The following is a 22,472-nucleotide window of genomic DNA, read 5'->3' as shown; positions in this document are numbered from 1 at the left end:
TCTCCTCCACCGGTCGGGCGTGCTCCGGCCGGTCAGACCGTGCGCAGGAAATGATCGAGTACCCGGACGCCGAAGTGCAGCCCCTCGACCGGCACGCGCTCGTCCACGCCGTGGAAGAGCGCCTGGTAGTCGAACCCCTCGGGCAGTTTGAGCGGCGAGAAACCATAGCCGGTGATGCCCAGCCGGGAGAACTGCTTGGCGTCCGTGCCGCCGGACATGCAGTACGGCACGACATGGCCGTCCGGGTCGAAGCGCTCGATCGCGGCCCGCATCGCGCCGTACGTCGGGGAGTCGACCGGGGCCTGCAGCGCGACCTCGCGATGGTCGTAATCCCAGCTCACCCCGGGCCCCGTGAGCTCGTCCATGGTCGTACGGAACTCCGCCTCTCCCCCGGGGAGCACCCGGCCGTCCACATACGCGACGGCCGATCCCGGGATCACATTGACCTTGTAACCGGCCGAGAGCATCGTCGGGTTGGCGCTGTTGCGGACGGTCGGCTCGACCAGCTCGGCGGCCGCGCCGAGCCGGCCGAGCAGCGCATCGACGTCGAAGTGCGGTGCGTCGGCAGCCACCTCGACGGCGTACAGCTCGGCGAGTCTGCCGAGCGCGGCCCGCACGGTCGGGGTGAGCCGGACCGGCCACTCGTGCGCGCCGATCCGGGCCACGGCGGCGGCCAGCCGGCTGACGGCGTTGTCGCGGTTGACCTTCGAGCCGTGCCCCGCCCGGCCCCTGGCGGTCAGCTTCAGCCAGGCGGTGCCACGCTCCCCCGCCGCGACCGGGTACAGCCGCATCCCGCGGTCCGCATGGAAGGTGAAGGCCCCGGACTCGCTGATGCCTTCGGTGCAGCCCTCGAAGAGCCCGGCGTGCCGGTCGGCCAGGAAGCCCGCGCCGTCCTCGGCGCTGGCCTCCTCGTCGGCGGTGAAGGCCAGCACGATGTCACGCCGCGGCCGCACCCCGCTGCGGGCCCACTGCCGTACGGCGGCGAGCACCATCGCGTCCATGTTCTTCATGTCGATGGCGCCCCGGCCCCAGACCACGCCGTCGCGGACCTCGCCGGAGAAGGGGTGCACGCTCCAGTCGGCGGGCTCGGCGGGGACCACGTCCAGATGACCGTGCACCAGCAGGGCGTCGGCCCCGGGGTCGGTGCCCTCGATCCGGGCGACGACATTCGTACGGCCCTTGCTGCGCTCCAGGAGTGTCGGCGTCAGCCCGGCCCCGGCCAGCCGCTCGGCGACGTACTCGGCGGCCGGGCGTTCCCGGCAGGTGCCGTCACCGGCGTTGCTGGTATCGATCCGGATCAGCTCGGAGGTGAACCGCACCACCTCGTCGAGCGTCTGCCCATCGACCACGGCGGCCTGTTCGGCCGCCGGTCCCCCGGCCCTCTCCCGCTCAGCCATATTGCTCCTCCACGGCGGACGACACGACGGTGGTGACCGCCTTGAAGCACCGGATGGCTTCGTACATGTCCTGACAGGTATACGCAGCGCGGCGCTCTCCCGTTCGCTCCACGCCGGGAATGCAGGTCGCGGCGCCCACCAGATGCTCGGCGTCGAACTCCAACTCGAACCGGAACGGTCCGCGCCGGGAGGGTTCGTGACGTACCGCCAGCGCCGTCCCCTTGCAGGCCGCGGCCCGGATCTCGGCTGCCGTACGGGCCGGCGGCCGGCACACCGCCGCATAGCGCGACACATAGTCCTTGACCGCCACACCCGGTGCCTGCGGGGCGTAGCCCAGCGCGTCCTGGCAGGTGCGGTCGTCGCCGGTGACCAGCACCACCGGTACGCCGTACTCGGCGACCACAAGGGAGTTGAGATAGCCCTCGCTCGCGCGGGTGCCGTCGACCCAGACCCCGGTGAGGGTGTTGGCGAGGTAGGTGTGCGCAAGGACGCCTTCGGTGCCCGCCCCGGTGTGGTAGCCGACGAAGGCGATGCCGTCGACGTCGCCGTGCTGCACACCTTCGACCATGCTGAGCGATTTGTGCCGTCCGGTGAGCATCTGCGCCCGCTCGTCGAGCTGTTCCAGCAGGAGATTGCGCATGGTCCAGTGCGCCTCGTTGACCAGCACCTCGTCGGCCCCGCCGTCGAAGAATCCGGCGATCGCCGCATTGACGTCGGACGTGAACATATGGCGGCAGCGCTCCCATTGAGGGGTGCCGGGCAGCACATCGGCCGGCCAGGTCACGCCCGTGGCGCCCTCCATGTCCGCGGAGATGAGGATCTTCACATTCACCAGTCCTATCGCAGCTAGGAGGCGGTCCGCACGATTCCCGACATCACTCGTTCACATCACGTTCGGAGGGCCCGAACAGCTCCCCCAGCCTAACCAGGACCTCCGGGCTGACGCCCCGTCCAGGACCTGCCGGTGCGGCCCCGTTGAGGCGAGCATCACGTTTTCTTCGCTACTGCACCACGATTCCTTCCAACCGGAACCTGGGGGTACGCTCTTGTGGCACCGCATCTCAGGCAGTTTCTGTCGCAAAGCGGAAGGACTTCTGACGGATTCCGAAAGGGCATCCGAACGAGTTCTGTCAGCTGCCGACGGCACGTGCCAGGTGAGGTAGAACAGGCTGGACCAGCTTCCCACGCGATGAAACAGAGGCAGAATGGTGAGCGAAGCCCTCAACGACGCCTTACCGCAACGCGGCATCCGGGCCGACAGCGAAGACGAGCAACTCGCGATCCTGACCGAGCTGATCGCGCAAACACTTTGCGATCGCAATCCAGGCTTCCGGGAAGTCATCGAGCACGGCGGTCACCAGCAGGTCACCCGCCTGATCGAGGAGGTACTACGACGCGGCCGGCCGCTGCCCGACAAGGTGCGCGCCGTCATGCTGCGCACCGACACCGACATCCATCTCGTGGCGTCCGCACTGGGCGACTGTCTGGTCAGCGCGCCGAAGGAGGCACCGGGCCTGCTGATCCCCGCCCAGCTCGCCGACGGCAAGAGCGGCAGGGCGAGACTGAAAGGCGTATTGCGGCACCGCGCCGCCGTGGTCGGCCATGCCGTGCCGGCTCACGAGGCGGCCGCGTCCGTACGCTCCGCATCGCGACTGCTGGATCTGGCGTCCCCGCACGACGGCCCCGAGGCCGGCGTGGTGTTCGTCGACGACCACCTCTCATCCCTCCTGCTCCTCCAGGACGAATCGCTCTCCCGCACGCTGATCGCCCGCCATCTGAGCCCGCTCGCGGGACTGACGCCGGAGCGGTGCGAGCGACTGGAAGCGACCCTGCTGGCCTGGCTCGGCGGCATGGGGGCTCCCGAGGTGGCCAAGGCGCTCAGCATCCACCCGCAGACGGTGCGCTACCGGATGCGCCAGCTCGAGAAGCTGTTCGGGGCCGGCCTGCGCGATCCGCGGACCCGCTTCGAGATCGAGATGGCGCTGCGCAGCCGCCAGCTGATGGCCGGCGCACGGCGGCGGCGTGCGGCCGCCACCCGCCGCCCACACACCGCCGCCAAACCCCGCAGGGCTCTGCCACGCCCCTAGACCCCTGGAAACCGTCCGCACCCACCGGTAACCCGAGAAACACCCAGGTTGCACCCAGGAGGCGCCCACCCCACGAACCCGCCCGCGCCTCACCCGCCGCCCGATTTGTCGAAAATCACACCACGAGGCGCAACCTCAAAACGGACAATTCACCACATTCCATCAAGGTGCCCAGACCCCCGCCACGTATCGTCACTGTGACCTTTCAACCGGGACCCCGGCCGCAGCACGGCCGCAGCGGCCCGGCGCACCGTCGGTCACCCGAGGCCGGCCACCCGGTAGCGGGCCTCCGATACACAGCGGGACAGGACACCACCTTCATGCACGGATCACGCATAGCGACCCGGACGCGCCGCGGGCTGGCCGCGGCCGTGGCCGCCGGAGCACTGCTCACGGCACTCACCACGGCGACCTCGGCCTCGGCCAGCACCTCCAGCACGCCGGTGGGCGACTCCCAGGTCGTGTGCACCTCCAAGAAGCCGGGCCTGGCACCCGCCCTGTCCCAGGACATCGCCGACGCCCTCCACGGGCGTAAGGGCGCCTCGGCGCTGGCGATCTACGACCGGCCGACCCGCACCCGCTGCGAGTTCAAGGCCGGCACCCACTTCGACTCGGCGAGTGTGGTGAAGGTCACGGTGCTCGGTGCCCTGCTGCGGCAGAGCCAGGAGGCGCACCGCAAGCTGACCCCGCACGAGGTGAAGCAGACCACCGCCATGATCACCAAGTCGGACAACGCCGCGACCTCGGCGCTCTGGCACCAGATCCGCCCGGCCGGTATCAAGCACTTCCTGTCCCTGGCCGGCATGGGGCACACCGTCCCCGGCGCGGGCAAGGCCTGGGGCCTCACCCAGGTCACCGCCGCCGACCAGCTCGCCCTGATGCAGCTCCTCACCACGGACAACACGGTGCTCACCGCACACTCCCGCGGCTACGCCCTCGACCTGATGCACCGGGTCGAGGCCGACCAGCGCTGGGGAGTCCCCGCCGGCGCCCCCGCCACGACCTCCGTCCACGTCAAGAACGGCTGGCTGCCGCGCGACACCGGTGGCTGGCGGGTCAACAGCGTCGGCTCCTTCACCGGCAGCGGCCACGACTACGGCATGGCCGTCCTCTCCACCGGAAGCCGCACCATGGACTACGGCGTACATACCGTCGAGGGCGCCGCCCGGGTCGTCCACCGCGATCTGGCGCACTGACCTACGCGGGCCGGGGCGCACTTCGCTCCAGCACCCGTTCCGCTCCAGCACCCCTTCCGCTCCGACGCCCGTTGCGCTCCGGGGCCCACTCCGCTCCGGGGGCCGGCTCCTCTGCGGGCCGGTCGTCAGCCGTCAACCGGCCTTCGTCGAGGTCCCGTTGGCGACAGCCCCCGGGCTCCCGGGCGGGCAGGCAGGCGTGCAAGCCCCTTTCCCTGCTCGCCACCCGGCAGTTGCGGTGCCGGTGCCGGTGCCGGCCAGATCACAGCGCATTCCGCGGTACGACTATGCACTCCCGAGGGTGACCCACCCCCCGGATCGACCCCTGCGGGACAGCAGCGGCGGTATCAACGCCGCATCGGGGCGGTGCATCCGGCGGGCCGAGAAGTGTCGCGCCGCCGGACCGCCGCCACACCGCACTCTGGGAGGAACTCGGTGCCAGTCCGTGTCACGGCAGACCTCAAGGGAGTTCCCGAAACGGCGTTGTGGACGCTCTACCACCGCGCCGCCGAGGCCGCCCGACCGGACACGGTGCTGCCCGATCCACGCGCCGTACAGCTCCGCACCGAGGTCGACTTCCCCTTCGCGGAGCGACTGGGCGCTGTCCGGCCATGGCTGGCGCAGGCCATCGCCCTCCGGGCCCTCGGATTCGACGGCGTCGTGCGAGCCTTCCTCGCCGCCCACCCGGAGGGCACCGTGATCGCTCTCGGCGAGGGCCTGGAGACCCAGTTCTGGCGGGTCGACAACGGCCGGGCCCACTGGGTCACCGTCGACCTTGCCGAACCGCTGGCGCTGCGCGGCCGCGTACTTCCGCACGGAGCACGGCAGCGGCTCGTCGTCTGTGACATCCGCGAACGCCGGTGGATGGCCGGGATCGACGCCGCACGCGGGGTATTGGTGACCGCGCAGGGCGTGCTGATGTATCTGCGGCCCGCCGAGGTGACCCGGCTGATCGCCGACTGCGTCGAGGCGTTTCCCGGTGGCTCGATGGTGTTCGACACCGTGTCGCGACGCTTCAGCGCCCGCACCCGCACCGGTGCCAAGGGGCCCGGCGGCCATCGTCTGCCCCCGATGCCGTGGGGCATGGACGCGGCCGGACGGGGCCAACTGCGCGCCGCCCATCCGGCCATCGGCGAAGTGACCGACGTCCCGCTGCCCGCGGGCCGTGGGTTCCTCGGCTATCTCGCGCCCCGCGCCGCGGCCGTACCCTTGCTCCGCGGGGACCGTCCGCTGATCACCCGGCTGCGTTTCGGTACGGCGCCGCCGAATTCCGGTACGGCGGCACCGATTTCCACTACGGCGCCACCGGGTTCCGGTACGGCGCCATCGAATTCCGGTACGGCGCCGCCGAGTTGACCGGTCCGCCTCGTACGGTCGCCCCGCCCTGGCCGGCCGCCCGTACGGATACGGACCTCACCCCTCCCGGAGAAACGCCTCCACCCGCTCCGCGATCCGCTCCGGATACTCCCCGCTGATCGCGTGTGAGGCCTCGGGCCAGACCTCCACGGTGCCCGCGCGCAGCGTACGGGCCCGGGCCGCGGCCTTCTGCGGATCATGCGCGATGCTCTTCCCCGCGATCAGCGCGAGAACGGGGACGCGGAGGGCGGCCAGTTCGTCGTCGCCGGGCCTGGCCGGGGGCGGGAAGCTGACCTTGAAGTCCCGCATCCCCGAGGCGATCAGCCGTCCCTCGATGTGATCGGCGGCGTTGTCGATACCGCCCGATATCCAGCCCAGCAGCTGGTCGCGCAGCCCCTTCGGCATCCCCGGGATCACACTGCCCAGCGAAACCACGATCATCTTCCAGCTCAGCGGTGCGAAGGTGCTCGCCGGATCCAGTGCGATCACCGACGCGATGCGCTCCGGACGGTGGAGGGCGACCTGTACCGCCAGCCAGCCCCCGATCGATACCCCCAGCACATGTGCCCGGGACAGGCCGAGTTGACCGAGCGTCTCGTCGATCCAGGCTGCCTGGTCGGCACCGGACGTCATCGGCGCCGACTGCACACTGCAGCCCGGCTCGCCGAGCCCGTCGACGGCGTACACGGGGCGTCCGCTCCGCATCAGCGCCGGCAGGTTCGTCCGCCACAGCGGGGTGCACGACTGTCGTCCCGGCATCAGGACGAGCGGCACAGCCTCTCCCCTTCCCGTACCGAACCGGTACACCCGCACCGTCCCGAACGCGGTGTCCACGGTGCGCTGTTCCGCGGGCTCGGGCAGCGTGTCCATCGCCTCCCGGTACACCGCGGCGAACCGCTCGAACGCCTCCGCGTCCCGGAAGGCCCCGATGCGCCGCCGGGCCCACTCCGGTCCGATGTGTGGCTCAGGGAAACTGATATCCGCCATGCGCACCATCCCATCACGAACACCGCTCGCGGCAGGGCCGGTTGGCGACGGCCGGGCCCTCGGTCCGGGCCACCGCAGACCGCTCCTGGAGACCGGCCTCCAGCACCACGGCATACGGGCGGCGCTGCCCGAACAGGTGGCACTCCCCGAAGAAGCGGCATCCTCGGAACAGGCGGCACTCCGCAACGAGGCGGCACTCCCCGAAGAGGAAGTGCCGCCCGCACACCGTGCGCACCGCCCGCCGCTGCCGTCGCGCGGCGCTCAGTCCTCGTGCCCCAGCTGGAGGTCGCGCTCGGTGCGGCCCCCGCCCGCCATCCGCAGAACGGTGGCCACCGGCGGGTATCCGGCGGCGATGACGGTGTACTCGCCGGCCGACAGGTCCACGAAGCGGAACAGCCCGTCGGAGCCGGTGGTCGCGGTGTCGACGACATTGCCTGCTGCGTCCAGCAGGGTGACCCTGGCGTCCTCGACGGGGCGGCCGCCGCCGGCCCGTACGGTCCCGCGCAGCACCGCGCCGCCGGCGAGCTCGATGTCCTGGCGGGTCTCCCGCGACGCCTGCACGGTCACCGGCAGCGCGGCGGGGCGGAACGTCGGGGCGCTGGAGGCGAGGGTGTACTCGCCGGCCACCAACTCCCCGATGACATAGCCTCCTTCACGCCCGCTGCGGGTGGTGGCGACGACCTCGCCGCGGACATCGGTGAGGGTGACCATGGCATCGCGGACGGGTGTGCCGTCGGCGGTGGTGACGGTGCCCGCGAGGCGGCCCGCGCCGCCGAGCACGACGTCCAGTTCGACCGGCCGCTCGCCGACGGTGACGCTGACGGCCTGCGGCTGGTGCCCGCCCGCGGACGCGATCAGCACGTACGAGCCGGCCCCCGGGGTGCTCAGGGCGTACCGCCCGTCGTCGCCGGTGGCGCCGCGGCCGACCTGGCGGCCGGCGACGTCGATGAGGGTGAGCGCGGCGCGCGGCACGATGCTGCCGTCGTGGTGCTGGACGGTGCCGCACACCGGGACGCCGGCGGTGACGGGGGGCGCTCCGGTGCTGCCGTAGCCGTGCGTGCGGGGGTAAGTCGTCCTGCTGTCAGGGGTGTTGGGGGCGGCCGCGTCGGTCGTGGAACGGGCCGGGGGCACGGCGGCAGGGTCGACCGGATCGCCGTACGGGGCGGGCGGGACATGCGGGGCGTGCGTGGTCGGGGAGGCCTGCGGGGCAGGAGAGGCGTGGGACACCAGGGGTTTCTCTTTCAGGAAGAAGGCGAGCACAAGGCCCAGGACGAGCACCGGCACGAGAGAGAGGAAGATCCCCGGCATGGCCTGCGCATACGCGGCGATGTCGCTGTCACGCAGCGAGGTGGGCAGGGCGCGCACCAGTTGCGGGATGATCGACTCCGGGGCGGGCAGCCGCGCCGACGCCGGCAGCCGGTCGACGGGCCGGCGGGCCAGCCGCTCGGCGATGAGGGCGCCGAAGAGGGCCACGCCGACGCTGCCGCCGAGCCGCCGGAAGTAGTGGGTGGCGCCGGTCGTGGTGCCGAGTCCGGCGGCGCGTACGGAGTTCCGTACGGCGAGCACCAGCACCGGCAGCACGAGGCCGATGCCGATACCGAGTCCGAGGAGGCCCGTCCAGAGGGGGTGGACCTCGCGCGGAGTGTTCTGCTGCGTCGGCGACAGCAGCCACATCCCCACCCCGGCCAGCGCGCAGCCGAGGACGGGGAACGCCCTGTAGTGCCCGGTGCGGCTGATGAGCCGGCCGCAGACGAGGGCGGCGAGGACGATGCCGCCCGTCAGGGGCAGCATCAGCAGCCCGGACTCGGTGGCCGTGGCCCCGTCGGCCCTCCGCAGGAAGACCGGCAGGTAGCCGGCGGCGCCGAAGAGCGCGATGCCGATGGCCGCGCCGGTCAGGCCGGTGACGCGGAAGACCGGGTCGCGGAACAGCCGCAGCGGGATCAGCGGTTCGGCGACGACGTGCTCGACGGCGAGGAACAGCACGGCGCAGCCGAGCGTACCGGCGCCGAGTCCGAGGACGACCCGCGAGTTCCAGGCGTACTCCGTACCGCCCCAGCGGGTCAGCAGGACCAGGCAGGTGGTGAACGCGGCGAGCAGCAGCGCTCCGGCGAGGTCCGGCCGGGCGCGGCGCACGGGCCGGGGCAGCTTCAGGCGGAGGGCGAGGACGAGGAGCGACAGCACGCCGACCGGAACGTTGAGGTAGAAGCACCAGCGCCAGGAGGCGTGGTCGGCACAGAGGCCGCCGATCAGCGGGCCGGCGACGCAGGCGAGTCCGAAGGCGGCGCCGGTCAGGCCCATGAGGCGGCCGCGGGCCCGCGGCGGTACGACATCGGCGATGACCGCCTGGACGCCGATGATCAGCCCGCCGCCACCGAAGCCCTGGACGACCCGGAAGGCGACCAGTTCGTCCATCGTCCGCGACCAGCCGGCCAGCGCCGAGCCGGCGGTGAAGACGAGGAGGGCGAAGAGGAAGACGGGCTTGCGGCCGAAGAGGTCACCGAGCCTGCCGTGGAGCGGCAGACCGAGGGCCGAGGCGAGGAGGTAGGACGTCACCGCCCAGGACATCGTGTCCGGGGCGTGCAGCTCGCCGCTGATCTCGGGGAGCGCGGTGGCGACGATGGTCTGCCCGAGGGCCGCGAGCAGCAGCGCCGGCATCAGGGCGAGGACGACCAGGCGGACGCGGCGGGGGCCGGCCGGTGCCGGCGCACCGAGGGCGTGGCCCTGAGGAGTGCCGTGCACGACCGGGGCCGTCATCGCGCCGACCGCGGGCGCCCCGGTCCCCCCGACCCGCTCAGCCCGTTCGCCCCGCCCGACCCGCTCACTCAGGGTGGTCCCGCCCACGTGCTGCTCCCCTCGTCACGCTTGTTGCCGCCCAATTTCTCGCATTGGGCGACAACACCGATCAACCACGACGAAAGGGTGCGGGCGGGACAGGAAGGGACGTCAAGTACGTTGCCCGGGGCGCCTATTGGGCTCCCATCAGGGCTTTCCGTACGGAAGCGTTCCGGCGGGCCGGACGCTTCCGCTCACCGGAAACCACCCGAACCGGTGAGAGTGACGGCATGCGCTCAGGGTGACGGGTGGGGAAGGCCGATCACTTCGTCACGTGGGCGGTGAGGTTGTCGAGGATGCTGTCGTAGATCCGGCCGAGCCCCTTGGGGGCAAACGTCCGCTCGAAGAAGCCGCCGATACCGCCGGCGCCCTGCCAGGTGGTGGTGACGACGACCTTGGCGCGCTTCTCGCCGGCCGGGGTGACGACCCAGGTGGTCACCATCGAGGAGTTGCGGTCCTTCTCCACGAGCTGGCCGTCGGTCGGCTCGTCGACCTCCAGCAGGCAGTCGCGCACCCGCTTGCTCGTGGCCTGGAGCTTCCAGTGGACGAGGGTGCCCTTGCCGTCGCCGCCCTCGCGGACCTCGTACTCGCTGAAGTGCTCGGGCAGCAGCTGCGGGCGCGTGCCGGAGTAGTCGGCGAGCGCGTCGAACACGTCCTCCGGGTCCGCCGCGATCTCGCGCTGCGTGATGGCCTCGACCTGCCCCATGTGTGTCTTCCTCCAGTACTCGGCAGCCGGTGCTGCGGTGCGCCGCCAAGCCAACCACCCCACGGCGGCGCGCCCAAATTCAGGGCCGCCGAGCCTCAAGGGAACACATGTTCTATTATGGCGCCGGGGGGCTCTGCTGGATCCAGAAGGAGGCCCGATGCGCTGGGACAACCTCGGCGAAAGCCCGTCCGCGCTGTTCGGCACGGATGTCGTCAGCCGGACCATCGACACCCCCGAATTCCGCGGGATCACCTTCCATGAAGTGCGCGCCCGCTCGATCGTGAACCGGGTCCCGGGCGCCTCCCGGATGCCGTTCGAATGGACCGTGAATCCGTACCGGGGCTGCAGTCACGCCTGTGTGTACTGCTTCGCGCGCAAGACGCACAGCTATCTCGACCTGGACACCGGGCAGGGCTTCGACTCGCAGATCGTGGTGAAGGTCAACGCTCCCGAGCTGCTGCGCCGGGAGCTGGCGGGTCGGCGCTGGCGCGGCGACCACATAGCGATGGGCACGAACGTCGACTGCTATCAGCGCGCCGAGGGCCGCTACGGGCTGATGCCCGGCATCATCACGGCGCTGCGCGACCACGCCAACCCCTTCTCGATCCTCACCAAGGGCACGCTCATCCTGCGTGACCTGCCGCTGCTGCAGCAGGCCGCCGAGGTCACCGACGTCGGCATCTCCGTCTCCGTCGGCTTCCTGGACCGCGAGCTGTGGCGCACGGTCGAGCCCGGCACCCCCGCCCCGGAGCGGCGGCTGGATGTGGTGCGGACGCTCACCGCGCACGGCATCCCGTGCGGTGTCCTGATGGCGCCGGTGATCCCCTTCCTCGGGGACGCACCGGACCAGCTGCGGGCCACGGTCCGCGCCATCGCCGAGGCCGGCGCCGGCTCCGTCACCCCGCTCGTGCTGCATCTGCGGCCCGGCGCCCGGGAATGGTTCCTGGCGTGGCTGGAGCACCACCACCCGCATCTGGTGCCGCGCTACCGCACGATGTACGGCGACGGCGCCTACGCCCCTACCTGGTACCAGCGCCGGATCACCCGCCAGGTCCACGAATTCGCCGCGGAGTACGGCATCGGCCCCGCCCGGGCCGGCGCGGCCCGCAAGATCCCCTCGGCGGACCCCGTCCCCGGTCCGGCCGGTGCCCCCGGCGAGGACCGGCCCGACGCGCCCACGGAACCCACCCAGTTGACCTTGATATGAACCGGCCGCGACCCTCAGGCCGGGCCGGCCTGCACCGATTCCAGGGCCAGCGCCAGCCGGTTGCGGGCCGCGGTCTGGGCGGCGATCCGCTCATCGATGACTGCCAGCCGCTCGCGGGCGATGCGCAGCCCCTCGGGTGACGGCACGGCGGTGGTCATATCGCCGTCCAGACAGGGCGTGAAGCAGTGGACATCGGCGAGCGTGAGCCCGGCCGCCAGGAGGTGGCAGATGTTGCGGACCCGTACGGCCGCGCGCTCGTCGTAGACGCGGTAGCCGTTCGCCGCCCGCTCCGAGGCGATCAGTCCCTCGCGTTCGTAGTTGCGCAGTGCGCGCGGCGACGCCCCCGTGAGCTGTGCCAGCTCCCCGATCCGCACCGGATCACCTCCCCGTCCGGCACCGTTTCTACCAGGGCCGGGCGGGCGGCCCGGTCCCGCCCCGGCCGCCCGGCCGGTCCGTCAGCCGACCACCGCTCCCCCGTCGACCGGGAGGATCACCCCGGTCACGAAGGACGCGGAGGGTGCGGCGAGACGGGTGACGGCCCAGGCCACCTCCTCGGGACGGCCCACCCTCCCCATGGGTGTGTGCGCGATCTGCCACTTCCGTACGGCGGCCCGCTGCTCCGGGGACCACCCTTGGTGCTGTGCGATCGGGGTCTCGATCGCGCCGGGCGCGACCGCAACGACCCGTACGCCGTGCGGTGCCAGCTCCACCGCCCAGCTGCGGGTGAGGAGTTCGAGCCCGGTCTTCGTCGCGGCGTAGACCGAATTGCCCGGCCAGCCCCGCTGCCCGACCGAGGTACTCACATTGACCACTACGCCGCCGGTCCGCTCCAGGTGGGGCACCGCGGCCTGGGTGAGGAGCACCGGCGCGACGAGGTTGGTCGCCAGCACCGGCGCCATCCGCTCCTCGGTGAAGCTGCCGAGCGACCCGCTGCCCACCACCGCGGCGTTGTTGACCAGCACATCCAGCCGGCCGTACGTCTCCACCGCATGGCGCACCAGGCCCTCGGGCACGCCGTCCGCGGTGATGTCGGCGGTGTAGGGGACGATCCGGCCGTGCCCGCCTTCGGCCCCGGCGGCCGTCTCCGCCAGCGGTCCGGGACGGCGGCCCACCGCCAGGACACGCGCCCCCTCCGCCGCGAAGGCACGGGCGGTGGCGCGCCCGATCCCGGTTCCGGCCCCGGTGACGATCACGACTCTGCTGCCAGTTCCGGGCGCGTTTGGCCCGGTGTGCGTGGTGCGTTCCATGCCGGGAGTCTCGAACCCTGACGCCTGGGGCAAGGTCAAGCGGCACCCGGGAATTCGGATGAGCCACCCTTCCGAGGCCCCCTACCCTCTGCAGCATGCAGGGGTCTCATGAGCGGAGCCGGGCACAGCCGCCGCGCCCCGTACGGGTACGGGAGATGACCGAGGCGGATATCGACGCGGTCTCGGCGGTGCGGGTCCGCGGCTGGCAGGCGGCGTACCGCGGGCTGATGCCGCAGGCGTATCTGGACGCGATGAGTGTGGCGGCGGATGCGGAGCGACGGCGGTCGTGGTTCGGGCGCCGGCCGCCCGAGGTGTCGGACCTGGTGGCCGAGCAGGATGGTGCGGTGGTCGGCTGGGCGTGCGTCGGGCCGGCCCGGGATCCCGATATCGCCCCGGGGCCCGCGGAGTTGCCCGCACCTCGGCCGACCGCGGGTGAGCTGCTGGCCCTTTATGTGACGCCCGGCCTGATCGGAACCGGCGTCGGGCGCGCGCTGATGGCCGCCGGGGCCGCCCGCGCACGGGCGAGCGGCTACCGCGCGCTGTATCTGTGGGTGGTGCGCGGCAACACCCGCGCCCGGCGGTTCTACGAACGGGCCGGTTTTGTGCCGGACGGGGCGCAGGAGGCGTACGAGGTGGGCGGCCGCAGTGTCCCCGAGCTGCGCTACCGGCGCTCGCTGACGTCCGGGCCGGAACCGCCGCTGCCTCCGGTCCCCTCCCCCCGCTCCGCGCCCTGACGCGGCACGCTCTCCCCCGCGCCGCCCCCCGCCGCCCCGGGCTCCGCCGGCTCCGGCACGTCCTCGTGTACCCCCAGCCGCGCCAGTGAGGCGGCCGCCGCGGCTGCCAGCCGGGGGTGGGCGACGGCTGTGGTGAGCGCGGGCACCGCGCGGCGGTCGCCCAGCGCACCCAGGCCCTCGACACAGGCGAGCGCCACCCGCCAGTAGGGGTTGTGCGGGGTGAGCAGCCGCTCCAGGGTCGCGATCAGTGCGGGCACGGACTGCGGTGCGCGGAGTTCGGCGAGCAGCCGGACCGGGTGCAGGGCGTAGGCGGTGCGCAGCGGATTGGTGGCGAGTGCGGCGGCGGCGCGGGCGGTACGGGGGTCGCCGAGGCGGGCCAGGGCGTGTGCGGCGGTGGCACAGCGCACCGGGTCGCGGTAGTTCAGCAGCAGGACAAGCGTCTCGAAGGCCCGCTTGTCGCCGGCGCAGCCCAGGATGAAGGCAGCGATCTCCCTGGCCCACAGCGGACGTTCGACGGCGACCAGCATCCGGGCCAGTTCCTCCCGCCCGGCCGGGGTGTTCTTGCGGGCCAGCCCCAGCAGCCGTTCGTAGGCGACCAGATCCTGCGGGGAGCGGAGTTCGGCCCGCACCCGGTCCGTCAACTCGTGGAATTCCTCTTCCATTTGCCGATCCCCTCCCGCCGGGCCGCCCCGGTTCCCGCGACGTGGTCTGCACCACAGCCTAATGACCCTCGCTACCCCTGGCGCTCTGGTTACTCACCGGTTAACCTGCTGGAACGAGCAGCACCACTGCTCGGGCGGCCTGGTGACGCAGCCGCCACAGAGTGAAGTCGGTTCGGCACAGCACGACATCAATACGGAGAACACGGCAGGGCCCCGGGACAGGGCGCGCCGTACCTCCCGCACCGCCGGTGCTCCCGCAGCGCTGCGGCTCCCGCGGCTCACCGCCGCCGTTCTGCCGCTGCGCAGTGCAGGTCTCGCACCGCGCGGTTACCCCTCAGTCGTCACTTCTCCCCTGTTGCCAGGGGAACACCCTCAGGAGTCTCGCGATGGGCCCTCAGTCCACCCCAGATCTCTCAACTGAAGCCTCCCCGCTGTCCCTTTCCACCGTGGCGATCGTCGGCCTGGGCACCATGGGTACCGGTATCGCCGAGGTGCTGACCCGGGCCGGCCGCGAGGTCATCGGTATCGATACCGACGAGGCCGCGGCCCGGCACGCCGTCACCGCCCTCGAAGCCGCCACCGCCCGCGCCGTGCAGCGCGAGCGGATCACCGAGCGGGAGCGGCAGGACATCCTGGCCCGGTTCCGCACCTTCACCGATCTGCAGGCCGCCGCGGACGCCGATCTCGTCATCGAGGTCGTGCCCGAGGACTACGAGCTCAAGCGGCAGGTCTTCGCCGGGCTCGACGCCGTCGTCCGCCCGGACACCATCCTGGCCACCGGCACCAACGCCCTGTCCGTGACCCGGCTCGCCGCCGATTCGCAGCGCCCCGAGCGGGTGCTCGGGGTGCACTTCTTCAACCCCGCACCGGCCATGAAGCTGGTCGAGGTGGTCTCCTCCGTGCTCACCGCGCCGACCGCGGTCGCGGCCGTCACGGAGCTGGCGCACGCCCTGGGCAAGGACCCGATCGCGGTGGGTGACCGCCCCGGTTTCGTCGCTGACGGCCTGCTGTTCGGCTACCTGAACCAGGCCGCGGCGATGTACGAGTCCAGGTACGCCACCCGCGAGGACATCGACGCCGCGATGCGGCTGGGCTGCGGCCTGCCCATGGGCCCGCTGGCGCTGCTGGACCTGATCGGCGTGGACACCGCGCGGACGGTCCTGGAGGCGATGTACGCCGAGTCCCAGGACCGGCTGCACGCCCCCGCGCCGATCCTGGGCCAGCTCGCCGAGGCGGGGCTGACCGGCCGCAAGGCGGGCCGCGGCTTCTACACGTACGACGCCCCGGGCAGCAGCACCGTCGTGCCGGACGCGGAGAGCCCGTCGGCCGCCGACGAGCTCGCCGGCGGGCGGACCGTCACCGGTGTCGGCGTGGCCGGCTCCGGGACGATGGCCAGCGGTATCGCCGAGGTCTTCGCCAAGGCGGGCTACAAGGTCGTGCTGGCCGCCCGCAGCCTGGAGAAGGCCGAGAAGGCCAAGGCCAGGATCGCCAAGTCGCTGGGCCGCTCCGTGGACAAGGGCCGGATGAGCGCCGAGGCCCAGGACACCGCGCTGGCCGCGATCACCCCGGCCGGGTCGCTGGACGCGTTCGCGGACGTGGACCTCGCGGTCGAAGCGGTGGCCGAGGACCTGGCGGTCAAGCAGGAGCTGTTCAAGACCCTGGACAAGGTCTGCAAGCCGGGCGCCGTCCTGGCCACCACCACCTCCTCGCTGCCGGTCGTGGCCTGCGCCCGCGCCACCTCGCGCCCCGAGGACGTCATCGGGATGCACTTCTTCAACCCGGCGCCCGCCATGAAGCTGGTGGAGGTGGTGCGTACGGTCCTGACGGCCGACGATGTCCACGCCACCGTGCGGGCGGTCTGCGCCAAGGTCCGCAAGCACCCGGTGGACTGCGGCGACCGGGCCGGTTTCATCGTGAACGCGCTGCTGTTCCCGTACTTGAACAACGCGATCAAGATGGTCGAGGAGCACTACGCGACGCTGGACGACATCGACGCCGCCATGAAGCTCGGCGGCGGGTACCCGATGGGCCCGTTCGAACTCCTCGACGTGGTCGGCCTGGACGTGTCCCTGGCCATCGAGAAGGTGCTGCACGCCGAGTTCCGCGACCCGGGGCTGGCCCCGTCGCCGCTGCTGGAGCACCTCGTCGCCGCGGGCTGCCTCGGCCGCAAGACCGGCCGCGGCTTCCGTGAGTACGCCCGGCGCTGACGCGTGGCGGCACCCCGGCCCGGCCGGGGGAGGGTGGGGTGGACTGCTGGAACCGGACGGCGGTCCACCCCCGCTCACGGGGGCACAGGCTGCACCTCATGCCGCAGGCCGCGTAAATATGCAGTACCGTCCCCACATGTCCCAGCCCGCTCGTACGCACCCCTCCGACACCCCCGACAACGTCACTCCCGGTACCCGCCGGGCGGCCGCGCAACGGCTCAAAATGCGGCGCGAATTGTCGGCGGCGGCGATGGAGCTGTTTGCGACCAAGGGCTACGAGGCGACGACGGTCGACGAGATCGCGGCCGCCGCGGGCGTCGCCCGGCGGACCTTCTTCCGCCACTTCCGCTCCAAGGAAGAGGCGATCTTCCCCGACCACGACGACACCCTCGTCCGCGCGGAAGCCGTCCTGGACGCCGCTCCGCCGCACGAGAACCCGCTGGACACGGTCTGCCGCGGCATCAAGGAGGTCATGCGGATGTACGCGGCCTCCCCGGCCGTGTCGGTGGCCCGCTACCGCCTGACCCGCGAGGTCCCCACCCTGCGGGAGGCCGAGATCGCCTCGGTGGCCCGCTACGAGCGGCTGTTCACCCGCTATCTCCTGGGCCACTTCGACGAGGGCGCGCACCGCGAGGGCGACGACGATCCGCTGCTCGCCGAGGTCGCGGCGTCCGCCGTGGTCACCGCGCACAACCATGTACTGCGGCGCTGGCTGCGGGCCGACGCCCAGGGCGATGTCGAGGCCCAGCTCGACCACGCCTTCGCGATCGTCCGGGAGACCTTCGGCGCCGGCATCGGCGCGGGCCGCACCGGCAGCGGGGAGAACCCCCCGGCGGCCGTCTCGCGGGAGGGCGAGGTGCTGGTCGCGGTGGCCCGCACGGATGCCCCGCTGGACGAGGTCATGCGCACCATCCGCAAGGCGATCAAAGAACACTCGTAACGGCCTTCCGGCCGAACCGGAGACGAACGCGGCCCGGCGCCCCCGGGCGGACCGGGCCGCGACACGGATGGCGTAACGCCACCTCTGTACACGCTGCGCACTTCCCCCATTTCTTTGCGTCACCGAGAGGCCCCCCAGCGGGCCTCTTTTGCTCATGCGTGCCGCCCGGATGACATCTGAGAGAAATTCTTGGCACTCAGTGTCTTGTCGGCTGGCACGCGGTGTCATACGTTGAGGGTGTCCGGGCGGCCGGCGTGCTGCGAACCCACGCACGCCGGCTGTCCCACCAGCCCTATGTGGCTGTCCGCCCGGATGCCTGCGTCACAGGCACCTCCCAGCTGCTGCTGGGCACCGCGCTCACCCAGCGCTGCCAGGCACCGCGGCCGACGGCTCTGCGACCCCCGCAGAGGCGACGGAAGCGACGCCACCCCGGCCGAACCGACGGCACCACCTCCGCACCACCCCCGACGTTCCCTCAAGCCGTTTCCCACGGTTCCCCAAACTCTCCGCTCCGGTCGAGTAGGGGAGACCCCAACCGCCGGAGGCACACCGTGAACGAAATCCTGGACGCAATCCTTGCGCCTGACACCACCAGCGCCGACTTCGCCGGCCTGACCATCCCCGAGTCCTACCGCGCGGTGACCGTGCACAAGGACGAGGCCGAGATGTTCGCCGGCCTCGAAAGCAAGGAGAAGGACCCCCGCAAGTCACTGCACGTCGACGAGGTGCCGGTGCCCGAGCTGGGCCCGGGCGAGGCGCTGGTGGCCGTGATGGCCTCCTCCGTGAACTACAACTCCGTGTGGACCTCGATCTTCGAGCCGGTGTCGACGTTCGGGTTCCTGGAGCGCTACGGCAGGCTCTCCCCCCTCACCAAGCGGCACGACCTCCCCTACCACGCGATCGGCTCCGACCTGGCCGGCGTGGTCCTGCGCACCGGGCCGGGCGTCAACGCCTGGGGCCCCGGCGACGAGGTCGTGGCGCACTGCCTGTCCGTCGAGCTGGAGTCCTCCGACGGCCACAACGACACGATGCTCGACCCCGAGCAGCGGATCTGGGGCTTCGAGACCAACTTCGGCGGCCTCGCCGAGATCGCGCTGGTCAAGTCCAACCAGCTGATGCCCAAGCCGAAGCACCTGAGCTGGGAGGAGGCGGCGTCGCCCGGTCTGGTCAACTCGACCGCCTACCGCCAGCTCGTCTCGCAGAACGGCGCCGGCATGAAGCAGGGCGACAACGTCCTGATCTGGGGCGCCAGCGGCGGACTCGGCTCGTATGCGACCCAGTTCGCGCTGGCCGGCGGCGCCAACCCGATCTGCGTGGTCTCCAGCGACAAGAAGGCCGAGATCTGCCGGAAGATGGGCGCCGAGGCGATCATCGACCGCAACGCCGAGGGCTACAAGTTCTGGAAGGACGAGCACAACCAGGACCCCAAGGAGTGGAAGCGCTTCGGCAAGCGCATCCGCGAGCTGACCGGCGGCGAGGACGTGGACATCGTCTTCGAGCACCCCGGCCGCGAGACCTTCGGCGCGTCCGTCTACGTCACCCGCAAGGGCGGCACCATCGTCACCTGCGCCTCCACCTCCGGCTACAACCACCAGTACGACAACCGCTACCTGTGGATGTCGCTGAAGCGGATCGTCGGCTCGCACTTCGCCAACTACCGCGAGGCGTGGGAGGCCAACCGCCTGATCGCCAAGGGCAAGATCCACCCGACGCTGTCGAAGACGTACAGCCTCGAGGAGACCGGACAGGCGGCGTACGACGTGCACCGCAACCTCCACCAGGGCAAGGTCGGCGTGCTGGCACTGGCCCCCGAGGAGGGGATGGGCGTGCGTGACGAAGAAATGCGCGCCAAGCACCTCGACGCCATCAACCGGTTCCGGAACGTCTGAGGCAACTCGGACACCGGACCACGAAGATACGGGCCTGATATGACTGAGCGTCAGAAGGATCGTCCGTGGCTGATGCGGACCTACGCCGGCCACTCCACCGCCGAGGCGTCCAACGAGCTGTACCGGCGTAATCTCACCAAGGGCCAGACGGGCCTGTCGGTCGCGTTCGACCTCCCGACGCAGACCGGTTACGACCCCGACCACATCCTCGCCCGCGGCGAGGTCGGCCGGGTCGGGGTCCCGGTGTCCCACCTCGGCGACATGCGACGGCTGTTCCAGGACATACCCCTGGACCAGATGAACACCTCGATGACCATCAACGCGACGGCCATGTGGCTGCTGGCGCTGTACGAGGTGGTCGCCGAGGAGCAGGGCGCCGACATCTCCAAGCTGTCGGGGACGACGCAGAACGACATCGTCAAGGAGTACCTCTCGCGCGGGACGCACGTCTTCCCGCCGGGGCCCTCGCTCCGGCTGACCACCGACATGATCACGTACACGGTGGCGCACATCCCCAAGTGGAACCCGATCAACATCTGCAGCTACCACCTGCAGGAGGCGGGCGCCACGCCGGTCCAGGAGATCGCCTACGCGATGTCCACCGCGATCGCGGTGCTGGACGCAGTGCGGGACTCCGGGCAGGTACCGCCGGAGAAGTTCGGTGATGTCGTGGCCCGTATCTCGTTCTTCGTGAACGCCGGTGTCCGGTTCGTCGAGGAGATGTGCAAGATGCGCGCCTTCGGCCGCATCTGGGACAAGATCACCCGTGAGCGCTACGGCATCGAGAACGAGAAGCAGCGCCGGTTCCGCTACGGCGTCCAGGTCAACTCGCTCGGCCTGACCGAGGCGCAGCCGGAGAACAACGTCCAGCGGATCGTCCTGGAGATGCTGGCCGTCACGCTCTCCAAGGACGCCCGCGCCCGGGCCGTCCAGCTCCCGGCCTGGAACGAGGCCCTGGGGCTGCCGCGGCCCTGGGACCAGCAGTGGTCGCTGCGCATCCAGCAGGTCCTCGCCCACGAGAGCGACCTCCTCGAATACGAGGACATCTTCGCCGGCTCGCATGTCATCGAGGCCAAGGTGGACGCCCTGGTCACCGACTGCCTCGCCGAGATCGAGCGGATCCAGGAGATGGGCGGCGCGATGGCCGCGGTGGAGTCCGGCTACCTCAAGTCGCAGCTGGTCACCGCGCACGCCGAACGGCGGGCCCGGATCGAGGCCGGCGAGGAGAAGATCGTCGGCGTCAACTGCTTCGAGGGCACCGAGCCCAACCCGCTCACCGCGGACCTCGACACCGCCATCATGACCGTCGACCCGGCCAACGAGGCACGCGTCGTCCGGGCGCTGCACGACTGGCGGGACAACCGCGACGAGACGCGCGCCCAGGAGGCGCTGTCGGTCCTGAAGAAGACCGCGGCCGGTGACGGCAACCTCTTCGCGGCCACCGTGGAGTGCGCCCGCGCCGGGGTGACGACCGGCGAATGGGCCTGGGCGCTGCGCGACGTCTTCGGCGAGTTCCGGGCCCCCACGGGCGTCTCCAGCGCTCCCCTGGCGGTCGCCGCCGAGGCGGGCAGCCCGCTCGCCGCGATCCGCGAGAAGGTCGCCAAGACCGCCGCCGAACTCGGCAGCGGAAAGCTGCGGCTGCTGGTCGGCAAGCCGGGCCTGGACGGGCACAGCAACGGCGCCGAGCAGATCGCCGTACGGGCCCGTGACGCCGGCTTCGAGGTGATCTACCAGGGCATCCGGCTGACCCCGGAGCAGATCGTCTCGGCCGCGGTCGCCGAGGACGTGCACTGCGTGGGCCTCTCGATCCTCTCGGGCTCGCACGCCGAGCTGGTCCCGGACGTCCTGGCCCGGCTGCGGCGCACCGGCGTCGACGACATGCCCGTCATCGTCGGCGGCATCATTCCCTCCGCCGATGCGGCAGCGCTCCGGGAAGCCGGAGTGGCGGCCGTGTTCACCCCCAAGGACTTCGGTATTACGGAGATCATCGGCCGTATCGTCGACGAGATCCGGAAAGCGAACCAGCTCGACCCCCTGGAGGTCCCCGCATGACCCAGGCCGCACCGCCGGTGTCCCGGCTGCGCCCGCGCCGCTCCTGTCTCGCGGTCCCCGGCAGCAACCCGCGCTTTCTGGAGAAGGCCCAGGGCCTCCCGGCCGACCAGGTCTTCCTGGACCTGGAGGACGCCTGCGCGCCGCTCGCCAAGGAGGGCGCCCGCCACCACATCGTCGAGGCACTGAACCAGGGCGACTGGACGGGCAAGACCCGGGTCGTACGGGTCAACGACTGGACGACGCACTGGACGTACCGGGACGTCATCACGGTCGTCGAGGGCGCCGGCCAGAACCTCGACTGCATCATGCTGCCGAAGGTCCAGGACGCCCAGCAGATCGTGGCGCTGGACCTGCTGCTGACGCAGATCGAGAAGACCATGGGCTTCGAGGCCGGCCGGATCGGCATCGAGGCGCAGATCGAGAACGCCAAGGGCCTGGTGAACGTCGACGAGATCGCCGGCGCCTCGCCGCGCCTGGAGACCATCATCTTCGGCCCGGCCGACTTCATGGCCTCCATCAACATGAAGTCCCTGGTGGTCGGCGAGCAGCCGCCCGGCTATGGGGCGGATGCCTATCACTACATTCTGATGCGCATTCTGATGGCGGCCCGTACCTACGATCTGCAGGCGATCGACGGCCCGTACCTTCAGATCAAGAATGTTGACGGCTATCGCGAGGTCGCCGGCCGCGCCGCCGCCCTCGGCTTCGACGGCAAGTGGGTGCTGCACCCGGGCCAGGTCGAGGCCGCCAACGAGGTGTTCTCCCCCTCCCAGGAGGACTACGACCACGCCGAGCTGATCCTGGACGCCTACGAGTGGCACACCTCGGAGGCGGGCGGGGCCAAGGGTTCCGCGATGCTCGGCGACGAGATGATCGACGAGGCGAGCCGGAAGATGGCGCTGGTCGTCGCCGGCAAGGGCCGGGCCGCCGGCATGACCCGCACATCCAAGTTCGAGGCCCCGGAGGCATAAGCACC

At 71.4% G+C, this 22,472-nt stretch carries 18 protein-coding genes; 10 read left to right on the top strand and 8 right to left on the bottom strand.

Annotation, left to right across the window (positions count from 1 at the left end; all coding sequences use genetic code 11):
• Positions 1-32: 32 nt before the first annotated feature.
• Together ABR737_RS37100 and ABR737_RS37095 are read right to left on the bottom strand one after the other, a co-directional pair.
• A complete protein-coding gene (locus tag ABR737_RS37100) occupies positions 33-1,397 on the bottom strand; it encodes a M20/M25/M40 family metallo-hydrolase (protein WP_350255552.1) in 1,365 nt (454 codons plus the stop codon).
• Entirely contained in the window at positions 1,390-2,223 is an 834-nt protein-coding gene (locus ABR737_RS37095; RefSeq protein ID WP_350257067.1) for a M55 family metallopeptidase, read from the bottom strand. Before ABR737_RS37095 ends, ABR737_RS37100 begins: the two co-directional genes overlap by 8 nt.
• Before the next feature lie 379 nt (positions 2,224-2,602).
• On the opposite strand from ABR737_RS37095, the gene ABR737_RS37090 reads away from it, so the two are divergent.
• The 3 genes from ABR737_RS37090 (at position 2,603) to ABR737_RS37080 (ending at position 6,033) form a co-directional block, all read left to right on the top strand.
• Positions 2,603-3,484, top strand: a complete 882-nt coding sequence (locus ABR737_RS37090) for a helix-turn-helix domain-containing protein (protein ID WP_350255551.1) — start codon at positions 2,603-2,605, stop codon at positions 3,482-3,484.
• A gap of 320 nt (positions 3,485-3,804) precedes the next feature.
• Entirely contained in the window at positions 3,805-4,680 is an 876-nt protein-coding gene (locus tag ABR737_RS37085; RefSeq protein WP_350255550.1) for a serine hydrolase, read from the top strand.
• 432 nt (positions 4,681-5,112) lie between these two features.
• Complete coding sequence (locus tag ABR737_RS37080; protein ID WP_350255549.1) at positions 5,113-6,033, top strand: class I SAM-dependent methyltransferase; 921 nt, start codon at positions 5,113-5,115, stop codon at positions 6,031-6,033.
• A 57-nt stretch (positions 6,034-6,090) separates the two neighbouring features.
• Here the strand turns inward: ABR737_RS37080 and ABR737_RS37075 are convergent, their stop codons facing one another.
• From ABR737_RS37075 to ABR737_RS37065, 3 genes are all read right to left on the bottom strand, one after another.
• Positions 6,091-7,020 (bottom strand): alpha/beta fold hydrolase, encoded by a 930-nt coding sequence (locus tag ABR737_RS37075; RefSeq protein WP_350255548.1) that lies wholly within the window; start codon positions 7,018-7,020, stop codon positions 6,091-6,093.
• Between the two features lie 261 nt (positions 7,021-7,281).
• Complete coding sequence (locus ABR737_RS37070) at positions 7,282-9,861, bottom strand: MFS transporter (protein WP_502964435.1); 2,580 nt, start codon at positions 9,859-9,861, stop codon at positions 7,282-7,284.
• A 253-nt stretch (positions 9,862-10,114) separates the two neighbouring features.
• Complete coding sequence (locus tag ABR737_RS37065; RefSeq protein WP_350255547.1) at positions 10,115-10,558, bottom strand: SRPBCC family protein; 444 nt, start codon at positions 10,556-10,558, stop codon at positions 10,115-10,117.
• Between the two features lie 157 nt (positions 10,559-10,715).
• Here ABR737_RS37065 and ABR737_RS37060 point away from each other — a divergent pair, with 157 nt between their 5' ends.
• Positions 10,716-11,765 carry an Rv2578c family radical SAM protein gene (locus tag ABR737_RS37060; RefSeq protein WP_350255546.1) on the top strand — a complete coding sequence of 350 codons (1,050 nt, stop codon included), beginning with the start codon at positions 10,716-10,718 and terminating at the stop codon, positions 11,763-11,765.
• A gap of 14 nt (positions 11,766-11,779) precedes the next feature.
• Here the strand turns inward: ABR737_RS37060 and ABR737_RS37055 are convergent, their stop codons facing one another.
• Both ABR737_RS37055 and ABR737_RS37050 read right to left on the bottom strand, forming a co-directional pair.
• Positions 11,780-12,139: a MerR family transcriptional regulator gene (locus ABR737_RS37055; RefSeq protein WP_350255545.1), complete on the bottom strand. Its 360-nt coding sequence runs from the start codon at positions 12,137-12,139 to the stop codon at positions 11,780-11,782.
• Positions 12,140-12,220: 81 nt separating this feature from the next.
• Positions 12,221-13,012 (bottom strand): SDR family NAD(P)-dependent oxidoreductase, encoded by a 792-nt coding sequence (locus tag ABR737_RS37050; protein ID WP_350255544.1) that lies wholly within the window; start codon positions 13,010-13,012, stop codon positions 12,221-12,223.
• A 155-nt stretch (positions 13,013-13,167) separates the two neighbouring features.
• Between ABR737_RS37050 and ABR737_RS37045 the strand changes: the two genes are divergently transcribed.
• Complete coding sequence (locus tag ABR737_RS37045) at positions 13,168-13,746, top strand: GNAT family N-acetyltransferase (protein ID WP_350257065.1); 579 nt, start codon at positions 13,168-13,170, stop codon at positions 13,744-13,746.
• Here the strand turns inward: ABR737_RS37045 and ABR737_RS37040 are convergent.
• Complete coding sequence (locus ABR737_RS37040) at positions 13,674-14,408, bottom strand: HEAT repeat domain-containing protein (protein WP_350255543.1); 735 nt, start codon at positions 14,406-14,408, stop codon at positions 13,674-13,676. The genes ABR737_RS37045 and ABR737_RS37040 overlap by 73 nt on opposite strands.
• A 386-nt stretch (positions 14,409-14,794) precedes the next feature.
• Between ABR737_RS37040 and ABR737_RS37035 the strand changes: the two genes are divergently transcribed.
• The 5 genes from ABR737_RS37035 to ABR737_RS37015 all read left to right on the top strand — a co-directional run bounded on the left by ABR737_RS37035 (position 14,795) and on the right by ABR737_RS37015 (position 22,467).
• Positions 14,795-16,615, top strand: coding sequence for a 3-hydroxyacyl-CoA dehydrogenase family protein (locus ABR737_RS37035; RefSeq protein WP_350255542.1), 1,821 nt, complete (start codon positions 14,795-14,797; stop codon positions 16,613-16,615).
• A 136-nt stretch (positions 16,616-16,751) separates the two neighbouring features.
• The gene (locus tag ABR737_RS37030) at positions 16,752-17,555 is read left to right on the top strand and encodes a TetR family transcriptional regulator (protein WP_350255541.1); all 804 of its coding nucleotides are present in this window, start codon (positions 16,752-16,754) and stop codon (positions 17,553-17,555) included.
• 551 nt (positions 17,556-18,106) lie between these two features.
• Entirely contained in the window at positions 18,107-19,444 is a 1,338-nt protein-coding gene (ccrA, locus tag ABR737_RS37025; RefSeq protein ID WP_350255540.1) for a crotonyl-CoA carboxylase/reductase, read from the top strand.
• A 39-nt stretch (positions 19,445-19,483) separates the two neighbouring features.
• Entirely contained in the window at positions 19,484-21,496 is a 2,013-nt protein-coding gene (locus ABR737_RS37020) for an ethylmalonyl-CoA mutase (RefSeq protein WP_350255539.1), read from the top strand.
• Positions 21,493-22,467, top strand: a complete 975-nt coding sequence (locus tag ABR737_RS37015; RefSeq protein WP_350255538.1) for an HpcH/HpaI aldolase/citrate lyase family protein — start codon at positions 21,493-21,495, stop codon at positions 22,465-22,467. Before ABR737_RS37020 ends, ABR737_RS37015 begins: the two co-directional genes overlap by 4 nt.
• The last annotated feature ends 5 nt before the right edge of the window (positions 22,468-22,472 follow it).

Origin of the sequence: Streptomyces sp. Edi2, from assembly GCF_040253635.1 — a bacterium.
In the GTDB taxonomy this organism is placed as follows: Bacteria; Actinomycetota; Actinomycetes; order Streptomycetales; family Streptomycetaceae; genus Streptomyces.
This window is presented reverse-complemented; position numbering and strand designations above follow the sequence as displayed.

Excerpts from the sequence above, each read along its gene's own strand:
- ABR737_RS37100 (WP_350255552.1), bottom strand. The coding sequence starts at position 1,397 with ATGGCTGAGCGGGAGAGGGCCGGGGGACCGGCGGCCGAACAGGCCGCC.
- ABR737_RS37090 (WP_350255551.1), top strand. The coding sequence starts at position 2,603 with ATGGTGAGCGAAGCCCTCAACGACGCCTTACCGCAACGCGGCATCCGG.
- ABR737_RS37085 (WP_350255550.1), top strand. The coding sequence starts at position 3,805 with ATGCACGGATCACGCATAGCGACCCGGACGCGCCGCGGGCTGGCCGCG.
- ABR737_RS37075 (WP_350255548.1), bottom strand. The coding sequence starts at position 7,020 with ATGGCGGATATCAGTTTCCCTGAGCCACACATCGGACCGGAGTGGGCC.
- ABR737_RS37065 (WP_350255547.1), bottom strand. The coding sequence starts at position 10,558 with ATGGGGCAGGTCGAGGCCATCACGCAGCGCGAGATCGCGGCGGACCCG.
- ABR737_RS37060 (WP_350255546.1), top strand. The coding sequence starts at position 10,716 with ATGCGCTGGGACAACCTCGGCGAAAGCCCGTCCGCGCTGTTCGGCACG.
- ABR737_RS37050 (WP_350255544.1), bottom strand. The coding sequence starts at position 13,012 with ATGGAACGCACCACGCACACCGGGCCAAACGCGCCCGGAACTGGCAGC.
- ABR737_RS37045 (WP_350257065.1), top strand. The coding sequence starts at position 13,168 with ATGACCGAGGCGGATATCGACGCGGTCTCGGCGGTGCGGGTCCGCGGC.
- ABR737_RS37040 (WP_350255543.1), bottom strand. The coding sequence starts at position 14,408 with ATGGAAGAGGAATTCCACGAGTTGACGGACCGGGTGCGGGCCGAACTC.
- ABR737_RS37035 (WP_350255542.1), top strand. The coding sequence starts at position 14,795 with ATGGGCCCTCAGTCCACCCCAGATCTCTCAACTGAAGCCTCCCCGCTG.
- ABR737_RS37030 (WP_350255541.1), top strand. The coding sequence starts at position 16,752 with ATGTCCCAGCCCGCTCGTACGCACCCCTCCGACACCCCCGACAACGTC.
- ABR737_RS37020 (WP_350255539.1), top strand. The coding sequence starts at position 19,484 with ATGACTGAGCGTCAGAAGGATCGTCCGTGGCTGATGCGGACCTACGCC.
- ABR737_RS37015 (WP_350255538.1), top strand. The coding sequence starts at position 21,493 with ATGACCCAGGCCGCACCGCCGGTGTCCCGGCTGCGCCCGCGCCGCTCC.